Source organism: Caulobacter sp. GW456-12-1-14-TSB4 (genome assembly GCF_059424195.1).
Window position 1 is genome coordinate 132,657 of the sequence record NZ_JBWKZF010000011.1, and the last position, 12,922, is coordinate 145,578.

The following is a 12,922-nucleotide window of genomic DNA, read 5'->3' on the forward strand; positions in this document are numbered from 1 at the left end:
TCTACTTCAACAGCCCCGTCAGCTCGGCCACCTGCCAGATACCCAGCAGCAGGAAGATCAGCGCCGCGCCCATCCGCACATACTTCAGCGGCACGATCTTGGTGGCGGCCTCGCCCAGATACACGGCCGGGACATTGGCCAGCATCATGCCCAGGGTGGTGCCGGCGGCGACCCAGGCGATCGAGTGGAACTTGGCGCCCAGGGCCACGGTGGCGATCTGGGTCTTGTCGCCCATCTCGACCAGGAAGAAGGCGATGGCCGTCGTCGCGAACACGCCATAGCGGCCAACGCTCTGGCCCTCTTCGTCATCGGCCTTGTCGGGGATCAGCGCCCAGCCAGCCATGGCGATGAACGACACGGCGATGGCCCAGCGGAACCACTCGCCGCTCAGGAAATCCGACACCCAGTAACCGGCCGTGGCGGCCAGGGCGTGGTTGGCCAGGGTGGCGACCAGGATGCCCATGATGATCGGGATCGGCTTCTTGAACCGCGTGGCCAGGATGATGGCCAGCAGCTGGGTCTTGTCGCCGATTTCGGCGATGGCCACGACCAGGGTCGAGACGAGCAGGGCTTCCATTTGAAATAGTCCTCCGGGCCGGGCGCATGCCAATAGCGTCGACGTCCACCCGGCCCGGATGAAAATCGGCGCCATTGGTCTCGCCAAGGAAGCTTGAACTTCAGCTTCCCTTCCCCGCGCCACGGTCCGAAGACCGAGTGTGTTGACGGCGGGGCCCACTGATGGATGCGGGCGGCTACTCCCCAAAGGTGAGGCGCGTGTAGCCGCCCAAGCCGCCGCCGTCAACGCGTCAGGCGACCGAAGCAGGTGCGTCGAACCGCAGCACGTGGATGGCCACCCGCACCTTGCCGGCGGTGAAGCTGCCGCTGACCGCGCTGATCAGCACCGGCGTGTCGGCGTAGTAGGCCGTCGGCCCGACCACCCCGATGTTGCTGGAATTCTTGGCCACGCCCAGAGAACCGCCGAACTTGCTGACCTCGCCCGAAACGCCGCAGTTGTAAGAGGCCGCGCCGGTGACCGCGACCGTGGTCCGGGTCGAGACCGCCAGCACGATGGCGCGGTTGGGGATGGCGATGCTGGTGGCGGTCGAGACGCCCGACAGCGTGACCTCCTGCTCCAGGACCTCCAGCCGGGTGTTGGCAAGGTTTGGCGTCTGGGCCGCCACGGTGCTCCGGAACGTCGCCGACAACGGGACCCAGGCCGCGCCGTCGAAGGCGACCATCTGGTTCTCGTCCTTGACCCAGGCCAGCACGCCTTCGGCGGGGGTCAGCGCTTCCCAGGCGCCGGCCTCGAAGCGCATCAGAGTCCCGGCGGGCGGACCGGGCCAAGCCGCGATCCAGACAGCGCCGCTGACGGGGCTGGCCGGCTGGATCGAGACCGAGCGGCTCTCGACGGCCAGCTGCACGAGGCCATCCAGCCGGGCCAAGCTCTCATTGATCGGGATGTGTTTCTGGGCCTGGGCGGCGACCACATAGGGCAGACCGAGGCGAGGCGTGACGTCGTCGAACATGGGCGGCTCCGGGAGCGGGTTGAAGTCGCTCCCAGCATCACGTCGCCGCGAAGGCCGGGGACGGAGGCTGCTCCGTCCCCGTGCTCCACCCGCCTACTCGGCGGCGAAAGCCAAATGATTTCCGGAGGTCAGCGCCGTCTTGGCCGCCAGTTCGGCCTTGGCCTGCTCGTACTCCGCAGCGAACTTGGCGATGAGTTCGGCGGCCGGCAGCACCTGGTCGATGGCGCCGATGCCCTGGCCCGAACCCCAGATGTCGCGCCAGGCCTTGGCCTCCTGGTTGCCGCCCGAGCCGAAGCTCATCTTGGACGGATCGCTGACCGGCAGGTTTTCGGGATCGAGGCCCGCCGCGACGATCGACGAGCGCAGGTAATTGCCGTGCACGCCGGTGAACAGGTTCGAATAGACGATGCCGTCGGCGCGGCCCTCGACGATGCCCTGCTTGTAGCCCTCGATGGCGTTGGCTTCCTGCGTGGCGATGAAGGCCGAGCCGATATAGGCCAGGTCCGCGCCCATGGCCTGGGCGGCCAGGATCGAACGGCCCGAGGCGATCGAGCCCGACAGCGCCACCGGCCCGTCGAACCACTGGCGGATCTCCTGGATCAGCGCGAACGGCGACAGGGTGCCGGCGTGGCCGCCCGCGCCGGCCGCGACCGGGATCAGGCCGTCGGCGCCCTTCTCGATGGCCTTGCGAGCGAAGCGGTCGGTGATGACGTCGTGCAGGGTGATGCCGCCGTACGAGTGGATCGCCTGGTTCAGGTCCTCGCGCGCGCCCAGAGAGGTGATGACCACCGGCACCTTGTGCTTCACGCACAGCTCGATGTCCTCCTCGAGCCGGTTGTTGGTCTTGTGGACGATCTGGTTGACCGCGAACGGCGCCGAGGGGGCCTCCGGATGGGCCTTGTCGTGGGCGGCCAGTTCCTCGGTGATGCGGTGCAGCCACTCGTCCAGCTGCGAGATCGGACGGGCGTTCAGCGACGGGAACGAACCGACGATGCCGGCCTTGCACTGGGCGATGACCAGGTCGGGATTGCTGATGATGAACAGCGGCGAGGCGATGACCGGCAGGCGCAGGCGGTCGCGCAGGATCGGCGGCAGAGCCATGGAGGAGTTCCCCTTTGAGTCGGTCTGGAGCGCCGACATATGTGATCACCGATCAGATTAAACGCGCGTTTGGTTCGGGCGCAAGACTTGACGGCCGTAAGGGCAGGAGCGCATCACGGTCCAAAAGACAAAAAATGCTGCACCGCAGGAGAGAGACGCTTTGACCGTGCCGACGACGTCCCTGGCCGAGGATTTTGGCGCCCAAGGCGACGACGCGACGCGCGCGCGTTGGATGGCCCTGGTCGAGAAGACCCTGAAGGGCCAGAGCTTCGACGACGCCCTGACGGTCAAGACGCCCGACGGCCTGACGATCCAGCCCCTGTACACGGCACAAGACGGCGTCGCGGTGGCCCGTGATCTGCGCGCCCGCGATCCGGATCGCCCCTGGGACCTGCGCGTCCGCGCCGCCCATCCCGACGTGTCGCATACCGCCAAGGATGTCCTGACGGACCTGGAGAACGGCGCGGCCTCGGTGCTGCTGCAGATCGATCCGACCGGCGAAAATGGTGTCGCGGTGGGTTCGGCCGAGGACCTGGCCAAGGCGCTGTCGGGCGTGCTGGTGGACCTTGCTCCCGTCGCCCTGGACGCCGGTTTCCTGGGCCCCAAGGCCGCCGACTGGCTGGGGACCTTGGCCAAGGCCGCGCCCAATGCGCCGCTGGCTTTCCACCTGGATCCCCTCACCGCCTTCGCGACCGCCGGCGTCAGCCCCGGCCCGATCGAGAGCCACGTCTTCAGCGCCGCCACGGTCGGTTCGCGCCTGGCCCAGACCTACGTCAAGGCCAGCCTGTTCCTGGCTGCCGGCCGCGCCGCGCATGAGGCCGGCGGCTCCAATACCGAGGAGCTGGCGATGATGACCGCCAGCGCTCTCGCCTACGCCAAGGCCCTGGTCCGCCAGGGCCTGACGATGGAAGACGCCTTCGGCAGGATCGTGCTCGGCGTCAGCCTGGACGGGGAATATTTCACCGGCGTCGCCAAGGTCCGCGCGGCCAAGGCCATGTGGGCGCGGCTGACCGACGCCTGCGGTGTTTCGGTGGCCCCGAAGATCGAGGTCCGCTCCTCGCGCCGGATGCTGGCCAAGGCCGACGCCTGGACCAACCTGCTGCGCCTGACCTCGGCCGGATTCGCCGGCGCGGTCGGCGGGGCCGACGTGATCCTGCTGGACGCCTTCACCGACGCCATCGGCTTGCCGACCGCCTTCGCCCGCCGCCAGGCCCGCAACACCCAGCTCGTCCTGATGGAAGAGAGCAATCTGGGCCGCGTCGCCGATCCGGCCGGCGGGGCCTGGTACCTGGACAGCCTGACCGACCAGATGGCCCGCGCCGCCTGGGGCGGCTTCCAGGCCATCGAGGCCGCCGGCGGGATCATCAAGGCGTTGGAGAGCGGCCTCGTCGCCGACGCAGTGGCGAGCACCCGCAAAGCGCAGGAAGCCGCCTTCGCCGACAAGAGCCGCAAGATCCTGGGGGTCACCGTCTTCCCGAACGCCGACGACAAGACGCCGGAGGTCGAGACGCCACAGGCCATCGCCGTCGCTGGTCCCGATGTCCGCCTGCCTGGTCCCGACAGCCACTGCCCGGCCCTGACGCCGGTGCGCTTCGCCGCCGCCTTCGAGGGAGCCTGAAACCATGAGCAAGTTCCCCGACTTCACCACCATCGACTTCGCCGAGGTCGCCTCCGCGCCCGCGCCCGAGGGCGAAGCCTGGAACACGCCCGAAGGCGTCGCCGTCGCCCCGGTCTTCGATGCCGACGATGTGGCGGGCCTGGACTTCACCGGCGGCTTCCCGGGCGTCGCGCCGTTCGTGCGCGGTCCCTACCCGACCATGTATGTGACCAACCCGTGGACGGTGCGGCAGTACGCGGGCTTCTCGACGGCCGAGGACTCCAATGCCTTCTATCGGCGCAACTTGGCCGCTGGCCAAATGGGCCTGTCGGTGGCCTTCGACCTGGCCACGCACCGGGGCTACGACAGCGACCACGAGCGGGTGAAGGGCGATGTCGGCATGGCCGGCGTGGCCATCGACTCGATCCTGGACATGCGCACGCTGTTTTCCGGCATCCCGCTCGACAAGATGAGCGTGTCGATGACCATGAACGGCGCGGTGCTGCCGATCCTGGCGCTCTACATCGTCGCGGCCGAGGAACAGGGCGTCTCGCCCGACAAGCTGTCGGGGACGATCCAGAACGACATCCTCAAAGAGTTCATGGTGCGGAACACCTACATCTATCCGCCCGCGCCCTCGATGCGGATCATCTCGGACATCTTCGCCTTCACCTCGGCGAACATGCCCAAGTTCAACTCGATCTCGATCAGCGGCTATCACATGCAGGAGGCCGGAGCGACGGCCGACCTGGAGCTGGCCTACACCCTGGCCGACGGCATCGAATACGCCCGGGCCGGTGTCGCGGCGGGCATGAGCATCGACGTCTTCGCGCCGCGTTTGTCGTTCTTCTGGGCGATCGGCATGAACTACTTCATGGAGGTCGCGAAGATGCGCGCGGCCCGCCTGCTCTGGGCCCGCCTGATGAAGCGCGAGTTCGAGCCCAAGGACGACCGCTCGCTCTCGCTTCGCACGCACAGCCAGACTTCCGGCTGGTCGCTGGCGGCGCAGGACGTGTTCAACAACGTCTCGCGCACCTGCGTCGAGGCCATGGCCGCCGTGAACGGCCAGACCCAGAGCCTGCACACCAACGCCCTGGACGAGGCCCTGGCCCTGCCGACCGACTTCTCGGCCCGCATCGCCCGCAACACCCAGCTGTTCCTGCAGATGGAAAGCGGCACGACCCGCGTCGCCGACCCGTGGGGCGGCAGCTACTACGTCGAGCGCCTGACCCACGATCTTGCCCAGAAGGCCCTTGCCCACATTGAAGAGGTTGAGGCCGCCGGCGGCATGGCCAAGGCCATCGAGCAGGGCATCCCCAAGCTGCGCATCGAGGAAGCCGCCGCCAAGACCCAGGCCCGCATCGACGCCAATCGCCAGAGCGTGGTCGGCGTCAACCGCTACAAGCCCGAGGGCGAGGACGTGATCCCGATGCTCAAGGTCGACAACGGCTCCGTGCGCGCCCAACAGCTGGAGAAGCTGGAGCGCCTGAAGGCCGAGCGCGATCCGGCTGCGACCGAGGCGGCGCTGAAGGCGCTGGAGGACGGCGCGCGCGGGACCGGCAACCTGCTGGCGCTCGCGGTCGACGCCGCCCGCGCCAAGGCCACGGTCGGCGAGATCAGCCTGGCGATGGAGAAGGTCTTCGGCCGCCACCGCGCGGTGATCCAGGCCATCGAGGGCGTCTACGGCAAGGAGGCCGGTGCCGATCCCAAGGCCGCCCGCGCCCGCGCCATGGTCGCCGCCTTCCGCGAGGCCCATGGCGGCGCGCCGCGCATCATGGTCGCCAAGATGGGCCAGGACGGCCACGACCGCGGCCAGAAGGTGATCTCCAGCGCCTTCGCCGACCTGGGCTTCCAGGTCGAGATCGGCCCGCTGTTCCAGACCCCCGCCGAGGCCGCCGACGAGGCGATCAAGTCCGGCGTCCACGTGGTCGGCGCCTCATCCCTGGCGGCCGGACACCTGACCCTGGTGCCGGAACTGAAGGCCGAACTGGCCAAGCGCGACCGCTCCGACATCGTCGTGGTGGTGGGCGGCGTGATCCCGCCCCAGGACTTCCAGGCCCTCCTCGACGCCGGCGCCGCCAGCATCTTCCCACCCGGCACGGTCATCGCCGAAGCGGCCATCGAGGTGCTGGAGAAGCTGAACATCCAGCTAGGCTACAGTCAGGGCACGGCGGCATAGCGATCCGCCAAGCCCGTGTTATCCTGAGGTCATGAACGCCCTCGTCCGAGCGCTGGAGACGTCGCAACAGCACCGCTTCACGCTGGACGATGTTCTGCGCATGCAGGAGGCCGGTATCCTCCAAGAGGGCGCCCGTATCGAGTTGATCGACGGAGCGCTGCTTGAAATGGCCCCTGAAGGCGCACCGCATACGCGCGTGAAGATGCAGATCGCCTACGCACTGATGGCCAAGGGCATGGGCAGCGCGATCGTGGTGGTCGACTCGACGCTAAGACTTTCGCCGACCAACGCGCCGGACCCTGATCTTTATGTCTACGACGCGAGCCTTCCGCTGGCTTCCGTCAACGGGACCGACGTCGGTCTTGTCATCGAGGTCGCCCACTCGACGATCACGTACGACCTAGCCTTCAAGACCGAGCTCTACGCTCAGCACGGCGTGCGCGACTACTGGGTCGTGGATGTGAACACCGACACGATCATCGTCCATCGCGATCCGGCCGACGGCGTCTATCGCGACGTCACCCGCTATTCGGCCCAAGACACCGTGACCGCGCTGGTCCTGCCGAGCGTCTCGCTGTCGCTCGCGAACCTTCCGCCGATCCGCTAGCCCTTCTTCCGCCCGAACAGCCCGCGCTTCTTCTGGGAGCGCTCGAAGGCGATCTCTTCGGGCAGGCCGTGACGGCTTTCGATGTCCTTCTGCAGGGCCTTGGCGGCCATCAGGTGGCCGGGGAACAGGGTGTCGATCGCCCAGCCCAGGCCAGGCACCGTATCGGAAAGGTTATCCGCCGCCAGATAGGCCGCCATCCGCGCCAGGGTGCCCGCCGACGCCCCCGCGTGGAAGGCGTGCATCATCAGGAACGCTCCCGCGCCGAGCCCGTAGGCCAAGCCCACGCCCGGCACCCAGGCCAGCACGCCGTCCAGGCCCAGGCCGAAGGGCCCGATGCCGATCAGCCGGTCGGAGACACGCTTGATCGTCTCGGCCGAACGCCAGGCGCGGTGGGCCTTGGCGCGGCGATCCGCGTGGGCGTCCGAATAGCCGGAGGAGACGGAGATGTCGTCGGTCATGCTTCCCTGAACGCCCCGCCTCGCTGAAGGTTGTGTCTGGAATCTAACCCAGGAAGACGACCCGGCGCTTTTCCTTGCCCGCCTGGATGCGGGCCAAGAGGTCACGATATTCCTGGGTGCCCTGCACGTCCTTGCGCGCGCCTTCGAAATAGATGGTGTCGTCCATGTGCCGCGTCAGCATGTCGGCCGACCACTTGTGGCCGGTGAACAGCACGTCCAGCGCCTTGCCGGCCACCGGGATCGAGCCGGCGACCGTGTCGATCAGGATGATGGCGCAAATCTGGATGACGATCATCGGCGCGGCCCGGGCCCGCACGGCGTCGAACACGATCAGGCTGCCGGCGCCCAGGCTGTAGAGCTCGCCCGCGCCTGGAATCCAGGTCAGCAGGCCGTCCAGGCCGATGCCCAGCGGTCCGACGCCGACGACGTTGTCGGACAGCTTCTTCACCCGCTCCACGTTGTTGCGGATGTTGTGCAGTTCGACGTGCGATTTCGCGAAGATCACCAGACGGCTCCGGACGCGGTAAACGCGGGCAATCTGCCCGAAGCACGGCCGTACAGGAAGGCCCGCCCCGTCAGATTCCCTCGTTGGGCGAACGGCGTGATGGAAAGTCTCGCGTTTCGAGGGAGCCCCTCGCGAATGGCGGCGTTTGCGCCTAAGTTAACCGTGTTCGCCCGCCAGGATTCCCGGATGCTGATCTCGACAACGCCGTTCATCGAGGGCCGCCCGGTCCAGGAGTACAAGGGCGCGATCTATGCCCAGTCGATCCTGGGCGCGAACGTCGTGCTCGATCTGCTGGCGGCGATCCGCGACTTCGTCGGCGGTCACTCCAAGTCGTACGAGCGCGTGCTGGCGCGCGCTCGCGAGGACGCCCTGAAGGCGCTGGTGAAGGAAGCCGAGAAGGTCGGGGCCAACGCCATCCTGGCCGTCGACCTCGACTACAACACGGTCGGCCCCAACGCCCAGATGATGATGGTCTCCGTCTCGGGGACCGCCGTCGTCCTTTAGGCCCTAGGCTTCCGAAAAGCGCTTGGCCTGATCGATCCAGGCCTCGCGCTCGGCGCGGCCCTTCAGGTTCAGCAGTTGGTCGAACGAGGCCAGCTCGTCCGGCGTCCAGGCGGCGATCTGGCTGAACTTGGTCACGCCCAGGTCGGCCAGCGAGGCCGCCAGCTTGGGACCGACGCCGACCAGTTTGGTCAGATCGTCGAGAGCGGCTTCGACAGCGGCGGGCGCGGCTTCGACGGCCTCGGCCACGAGCGGCTCGGCCGCGACCGGTTCGGCCAAGACGGCGGGCTCGACCACCGCTTCGGCGACATCTTCATTGGCAGCGACAATCGTCTCCACCAACGGCTCGGCGGCGGCCTCGGCGATCTCCTGCGTGGCGTCGAGGACCGTTTCGGTGGTCTCGGCGGCCAGGGCGACGGCTTCGACGACCGGCTCGGTCACGGCTTCCAGGATCGGCTCCGGCGCCGCGTCCAGCACGGCGACCGCCGCGACCGGCGGGGCCACCGGCTCGGGGGCCAGCGCCATCAGCGCTTCGACATTGACCGCCTCGCGCCAGCGATTGGTCCACCACCAGTAGGTAGCGCCGGCGGCGGCCGCGCCGCCGAACATCAGCCATAGCGGCGAGGCCATGCCGATCGCCAGGTGGGGCGCGGCGGGGGACTCGACCTTTTGGGCCGTGTCATCGGGAAGGAAGGAGAAGATCGAAACCATGGCGCGCTCCGTTGGGCTGACAACCGCGATCTATTGCGGTGCAGCATAACACGGAAAATTCGTTCGCAAGCGCAAAAATGCTGACCTTAGGTCAACTCGCGCCGAGCACCTTCAGGAGCACGCCCGCGACGATCAGCACACCGATCATCGCCAGCATCGGCAAGCGCGTGGCGAAGGTCAGCGCCAGGGCCAGGACGGTCAGGCCCAGAGCCGGCAGGTTCAGGCTTCCGACGTCCGGCAGCATGACGCTGAGCAGGCCCGCCACCTCCATCGTCTGGCCGCCGCGGAACAGCAGGTGGATGGCGAACCACAGGGCCAGTTGGCCGATGACGCCGCCGGCGGCGGCCGAGATCATGGCCAGCGCCCGCGCGGGCTTGGGCCGGCGGCCCCAGCGCTCGAACAGTGGCCCGCCGGCGAAGATCCACAGGAAAGACGGCGCGAAGGTCGTCCAGGCCGCCAGCAACCCGCCCAGCACGGCCAGCGCCCAGGCCCACTCGGGCGGCGCGGTCTGGAAGGCGCCGACGAAGCCGACGAAGACGAAGACCAGGATCAGCGGTCCCGGCGTGGTCTCGGCCAGGCCCAGTCCGTCCAGCATCTGGGTCGGCGACAGCCAGCCCAGAGCCGAGGCCGTCTGGCCGATATAGGCCAGGGCCGCATAGGCGCCGCCGAAGCTGATGGCCGCCAGCCCGCCGAAGGTCAGGCCCATCCAGGCCAGCACGGAGTTCGGCGCGACCAGCCAGGCCAGGGCGATCGGCGCCAGCCACAGCGCCAGGCAAACGAACGCCGTCCTGGCCTGGCCCTTCAGCGGCGGAGCGGGCGGCGGCGCTTTCCCCTCGCCCTCCTTGGCGGTCAACCAGCCGAACGCTCCAGCGCAGAGGATCACCAGCGGGAACGGCAGGGTCGTGAAGGCCATCACCGCGAAGGCCGCGCCGGCGACGACGGCGGACGTACGGTCCTTGATCGTGCGCCGGCCGATCTTCAGCAGGGCTTGCAGGACCAGCGCGACCACCGCCGCCTTCAGGCCCAGCAGCACCGGCCCGGCCCAGTTCGAACGGCCATGGGCGACATAGAGCGCCGAGAGGGCGAGCATCACCGCCAGGCCGGGCAGCACGAACAGCAGCCCCGCCGCGACGCCGCCACGAATGCCGTGCATCCGCCAGCCTAGCCACGTGGCCAGTTGCTGGGCTTCGGGCCCCGGCAGCAACATGCAGAAACTCAAGGCCCGCGCGAAATCGTCGTCCTCGATCCAGTCCCGGGTCTCGACCACTTCTCTATGAAGAAGCGCGATCTGGCCGGCGGGACCGCCGAAGCCCAGCAGCCCGACCTTCAGCCAGACCCGAACGGCCTCGGCGAAGCTGGGCGGCTTACGGCTCACGTGCGCCAGACGCGCGAGCGACCGCCCTTTTCGCCCAGGCGCGCGGCGATCCAGTCGCCGGCCTCGCTGGCAGCGCCATCGACGCTGGCCGGGGCGCCGACCATCACCATCGCGCAGCCGTTCATCTTCATGGGGTCCGTCAGCGGCCGGAGGCGGAGCTCGGCCACTAGCAGGTCGTTGGTGACGGTTTCCATCCCGCGCAGGAAGGCGTCGAAGGTCTCCAGGTCCTTGACCGGCAGCCAGATGGCCAATGCCGCGTCGCGCGCGCGGGCCAGGACGTCGCGGGTCGTGGTCACGATCTGCTGGTAGTCGTCCGGTCGCTCGAACGGCGGATCGATGACGATGAAGGGACGACCGCTCTTGCCGGCCTGGTTCACGGCGGTCGCGTAGCCGTCGGCCTCCAGAGCCTGGGCGTTGGCATAGGGCGCCAAGCTCTTGCGCAGCAGCGCCACGTCATCCGCCCGCAGTTCGCAACCGGCATAGCGGTCGGTCTTGCGCAGCGCGCGGGACATCAGTAGCGGCGAGCCCGGATAGAGGTCGCCATCCTCTCCGCCGTTCATCTCCGCCACGGCCTTCAACAACGGACCGAACACCGCCGGCGCATCGCTGGCCGCCTTCAGCCGGAAGATCCCCGCCTGGGCCTCGCCCGAACGGCGGGACATCTCGCCCGAGAGATCGTAACCGCCCGCCCCCGCATGGGAGTCGATCACCGACAGGGCCGCGCTCTGTTCCTGCAAGGCCGACAGCATGGCCAGCAGGATCGCGTGCTTGTGCAGGTCGGCGAAGTTGCCGGCGTGGAAGGCGTGACGGTAGTTCATGGTCCCGCTCCTACCACGCCCCGTGCGCGCGACCAGCCTCGTGCAGTTCCTCGATCATCTTATCCTTGAGGGTCTGGGGCGCGACGATCTCCACCGCGTCCCCCCAGGTGAACAGGTGCCAGGCCAGTTCGCGCATGCCCCCGGCCCGGAAGGTGACGGTCACCGAGCCGTCCGCCTCCTGCGTCACCGTCTGGGTCGGGTGGAAGCGCCAGCGCAGGGCGTCCTCGGCCCCCTTGGGCTTGATGCGCAGCACCACGTCCTGGATCTCGTCGTGATAGATGCCGAAGCTCTCGTCGGCGAAGGCCTGCAGCGAGAAGTCCTCGGGCGGCGGCGCCGGCTTGTCGAGCGCCTTCAGATCGCTCATCCGGTCCAGGCGCCAGGAGCGCGGCTTGCCGCCCTTCCCTTCCAGCGCCACCAGATAGTTGCTGCGGCCGAACAGGACGCCCAGCGGCGTCACCTCCCGCGTCCGCCCCGGCGTGCTGCCGCCCTCGTAGCGGAACGACAGGGCCTGCAAGCCTTTGATCGCCGTGCGGATGGTGGCCAGCACCGACTCCTCCTCGAACGGACGCGGGCCGGCGTGGACGGCGATCATCTCGGCCTGGACCAACGCCTCGACATCGGGGGCCACGCGGCGGCGAGCCGAGCCGCGCAGAGCCGACAGCAGCTTGGCCTCCAGGGAATGAAGCGAGGCCGCGCGACTTTCCGCGCCTGAAGCTCGCAGCGAATCCGCCGCCGTGCGCAGGGCCGCCAGCTCCTCGGCGGTCGGGGTCTGGAACAGGCTGTCCAGGCCCGAGGGGATGCGGAAGCGCTTGGTCGGCGGATCGTCGATCGCTTCCATCTGCGGAAAGGCCGCCCAGACGGCGTCGCGCATCCGCTCGGCGGTGCGGCGGCCGACGTCCAGCGCCTGGGCCATCTCGTCCAGGGTCAGCCCCTCGGCCGAACCGGCCAGCATCCGGGCCAGGTCCAGCAGGCGCGTAGCTTTCTCGTGTCTCATGCGTTCCTCAAACAGGCACACACATTACGACCGTTTCTGTCGCAACACCCGCACATTCTTTCCCGTGTCGAGACTGGAGAAACCAATGTCGCGCTTCGCTTGCAGCCCCTGGGCTACCGCTCCCGTGAACCAGGCCATGGTCTCGGCCGTGCTCGACTTCGCGGACATCCACCGCGACCTGGGCGGCGGCCGCACCCTGCGCCGGATCAGCCACGAGCGCGCGGCGCGGGCCGACATCTTCCTGCTGCTGGGTCGCGACGCCGAGCGGGTCACCGACATCGGCCTGGTCTGGAACGACCGCGAGGATCAGATCGTCCGCATCACCGACGACGCCGAACTGCGCGATTCCCGGATGGCCGCCTGGGAAGAGGCTTTCGACCTGTTCGAGACCGAAGACAGCAAAGAGCGCGAAGAGACCGGCGAGATGGCCGAACCGATGCGCCTCGTCGCCTGAACCAGACCGCGCCGACCGCCCCCTCTACCGCCTCCGCGTGCGGAGAAGCGGCGCCATTTGCTCAAAATCCGTGATCCGCCGCCGCGCAAAACGGCG

The 12,922-nt window shown here is 68.5% G+C and carries 14 protein-coding genes; 5 read left to right on the forward strand and 9 right to left on the reverse strand.

All coding sequences use genetic code 11. The features are described from left to right. Window position 1 precedes the first annotated feature (1 nt). The 3 genes from AC07YH_RS12870 to AC07YH_RS12880 all read right to left on the reverse strand — a co-directional run bounded on the left by AC07YH_RS12870 (window position 2) and on the right by AC07YH_RS12880 (window position 2,627). Window positions 2-577: a TMEM165/GDT1 family protein gene (locus tag AC07YH_RS12870; RefSeq protein ID WP_494747376.1), complete on the reverse strand. Its 576-nt coding sequence runs from the start codon at window positions 575-577 to the stop codon at window positions 2-4. Between the two features lie 229 nt (window positions 578-806). Continuing rightward, window positions 807-1,526: a DUF2793 domain-containing protein gene (locus AC07YH_RS12875; RefSeq protein WP_494747377.1), complete on the reverse strand. Its 720-nt coding sequence runs from the start codon at window positions 1,524-1,526 to the stop codon at window positions 807-809. Window positions 1,527-1,619: 93 nt separating this feature from the next. After that, window positions 1,620-2,627, reverse strand: a complete 1,008-nt coding sequence (locus AC07YH_RS12880; protein WP_494747378.1) for an NAD(P)H-dependent flavin oxidoreductase — start codon at window positions 2,625-2,627, stop codon at window positions 1,620-1,622. Window positions 2,628-2,859: 232 nt separating this feature from the next. Between AC07YH_RS12880 and AC07YH_RS12885 the strand changes: the two genes are divergently transcribed. Genes AC07YH_RS12885 through AC07YH_RS12895 form a run of 3 tightly spaced genes read left to right on the forward strand, consistent with a single transcriptional unit; the run spans window position 2,860 to window position 7,010 of the window. Beyond that, window positions 2,860-4,245, forward strand: coding sequence for a methylmalonyl-CoA mutase subunit beta (locus AC07YH_RS12885; protein WP_494747415.1), 1,386 nt, complete (start codon window positions 2,860-2,862; stop codon window positions 4,243-4,245). A 4-nt stretch (window positions 4,246-4,249) separates the two neighbouring features. Further along, the gene (gene scpA / locus AC07YH_RS12890; RefSeq protein ID WP_494747379.1) at window positions 4,250-6,403 is read left to right on the forward strand and encodes a methylmalonyl-CoA mutase; all 2,154 of its coding nucleotides are present in this window, start codon (window positions 4,250-4,252) and stop codon (window positions 6,401-6,403) included. Between the two features lie 31 nt (window positions 6,404-6,434). Then, window positions 6,435-7,010: a Uma2 family endonuclease gene (locus AC07YH_RS12895; RefSeq protein WP_494747380.1), complete on the forward strand. Its 576-nt coding sequence runs from the start codon at window positions 6,435-6,437 to the stop codon at window positions 7,008-7,010. On the opposite strand, the gene AC07YH_RS12900 is transcribed toward AC07YH_RS12895, so the two are convergent. Next, complete coding sequence (locus AC07YH_RS12900; protein WP_494747381.1) at window positions 7,007-7,468, reverse strand: DUF4112 domain-containing protein; 462 nt, start codon at window positions 7,466-7,468, stop codon at window positions 7,007-7,009. The genes AC07YH_RS12895 and AC07YH_RS12900 overlap by 4 nt on opposite strands. A 43-nt stretch (window positions 7,469-7,511) precedes the next feature. Next, window positions 7,512-7,976 carry a DUF4112 domain-containing protein gene (locus AC07YH_RS12905; RefSeq protein WP_494747416.1) on the reverse strand — a complete coding sequence of 155 codons (465 nt, stop codon included), beginning with the start codon at window positions 7,974-7,976 and terminating at the stop codon, window positions 7,512-7,514. A gap of 183 nt (window positions 7,977-8,159) precedes the next feature. Here AC07YH_RS12905 and AC07YH_RS12910 point away from each other — a divergent pair, with 183 nt between their 5' ends. Next, window positions 8,160-8,477, forward strand: coding sequence for a heavy metal-binding domain-containing protein (locus tag AC07YH_RS12910; protein WP_494747382.1), 318 nt, complete (start codon window positions 8,160-8,162; stop codon window positions 8,475-8,477). 3 nt (window positions 8,478-8,480) lie between these two features. On the opposite strand, the gene phaH is transcribed toward AC07YH_RS12910, so the two are convergent. The 4 genes from phaH to AC07YH_RS12930 form a co-directional block, all read right to left on the reverse strand. Continuing rightward, window positions 8,481-9,185 carry a phasin PhaH gene (phaH, locus tag AC07YH_RS12915; protein ID WP_494747383.1) on the reverse strand — a complete coding sequence of 235 codons (705 nt, stop codon included), beginning with the start codon at window positions 9,183-9,185 and terminating at the stop codon, window positions 8,481-8,483. Window positions 9,186-9,276: 91 nt separating this feature from the next. After that, a complete protein-coding gene (chrA, locus tag AC07YH_RS12920; protein ID WP_494747384.1) occupies window positions 9,277-10,560 on the reverse strand; it encodes a chromate efflux transporter in 1,284 nt (427 codons plus the stop codon). Beyond that, the gene (gene rlmJ / locus AC07YH_RS12925) at window positions 10,557-11,378 is read right to left on the reverse strand and encodes a 23S rRNA (adenine(2030)-N(6))-methyltransferase RlmJ (protein ID WP_494747385.1); all 822 of its coding nucleotides are present in this window, start codon (window positions 11,376-11,378) and stop codon (window positions 10,557-10,559) included. Before rlmJ ends, chrA begins: the two co-directional genes overlap by 4 nt. A gap of 10 nt (window positions 11,379-11,388) precedes the next feature. After that, on the reverse strand, window positions 11,389-12,372 hold the full coding sequence (locus AC07YH_RS12930) for a helix-turn-helix transcriptional regulator (RefSeq protein WP_494747386.1): 984 nt from the start codon (window positions 12,370-12,372) through the stop codon (window positions 11,389-11,391). 85 nt (window positions 12,373-12,457) lie between these two features. Here AC07YH_RS12930 and AC07YH_RS12935 point away from each other — a divergent pair, with 85 nt between their 5' ends. Beyond that, window positions 12,458-12,826: a hypothetical protein gene (locus AC07YH_RS12935; protein ID WP_494747387.1), complete on the forward strand. Its 369-nt coding sequence runs from the start codon at window positions 12,458-12,460 to the stop codon at window positions 12,824-12,826. Window positions 12,827-12,922: the final 96 nt, after the last annotated feature.

What these genes read in the sequence shown, in the direction of transcription:
- AC07YH_RS12870 (WP_494747376.1), bottom strand. Translation starts at nt 577, where the DNA reads ATGGAAGCCCTGCTCGTCTCGACCCTGGTCGTGGCCATCGCCGAAATC.
- AC07YH_RS12875 (WP_494747377.1), bottom strand. Translation starts at nt 1,526, where the DNA reads ATGTTCGACGACGTCACGCCTCGCCTCGGTCTGCCCTATGTGGTCGCC.
- AC07YH_RS12880 (WP_494747378.1), bottom strand. Translation starts at nt 2,627, where the DNA reads ATGGCTCTGCCGCCGATCCTGCGCGACCGCCTGCGCCTGCCGGTCATC.
- AC07YH_RS12885 (WP_494747415.1), top strand. Translation starts at nt 2,860, where the DNA reads ATGGCCCTGGTCGAGAAGACCCTGAAGGGCCAGAGCTTCGACGACGCC.
- scpA (WP_494747379.1), top strand. Translation starts at nt 4,250, where the DNA reads ATGAGCAAGTTCCCCGACTTCACCACCATCGACTTCGCCGAGGTCGCC.
- AC07YH_RS12895 (WP_494747380.1), top strand. Translation starts at nt 6,435, where the DNA reads ATGAACGCCCTCGTCCGAGCGCTGGAGACGTCGCAACAGCACCGCTTC.
- AC07YH_RS12900 (WP_494747381.1), bottom strand. Translation starts at nt 7,468, where the DNA reads ATGACCGACGACATCTCCGTCTCCTCCGGCTATTCGGACGCCCACGCG.
- AC07YH_RS12910 (WP_494747382.1), top strand. Translation starts at nt 8,160, where the DNA reads ATGCTGATCTCGACAACGCCGTTCATCGAGGGCCGCCCGGTCCAGGAG.
- phaH (WP_494747383.1), bottom strand. Translation starts at nt 9,185, where the DNA reads ATGGTTTCGATCTTCTCCTTCCTTCCCGATGACACGGCCCAAAAGGTC.
- rlmJ (WP_494747385.1), bottom strand. Translation starts at nt 11,378, where the DNA reads ATGAACTACCGTCACGCCTTCCACGCCGGCAACTTCGCCGACCTGCAC.
- AC07YH_RS12930 (WP_494747386.1), bottom strand. Translation starts at nt 12,372, where the DNA reads ATGAGACACGAGAAAGCTACGCGCCTGCTGGACCTGGCCCGGATGCTG.
- AC07YH_RS12935 (WP_494747387.1), top strand. Translation starts at nt 12,458, where the DNA reads ATGTCGCGCTTCGCTTGCAGCCCCTGGGCTACCGCTCCCGTGAACCAG.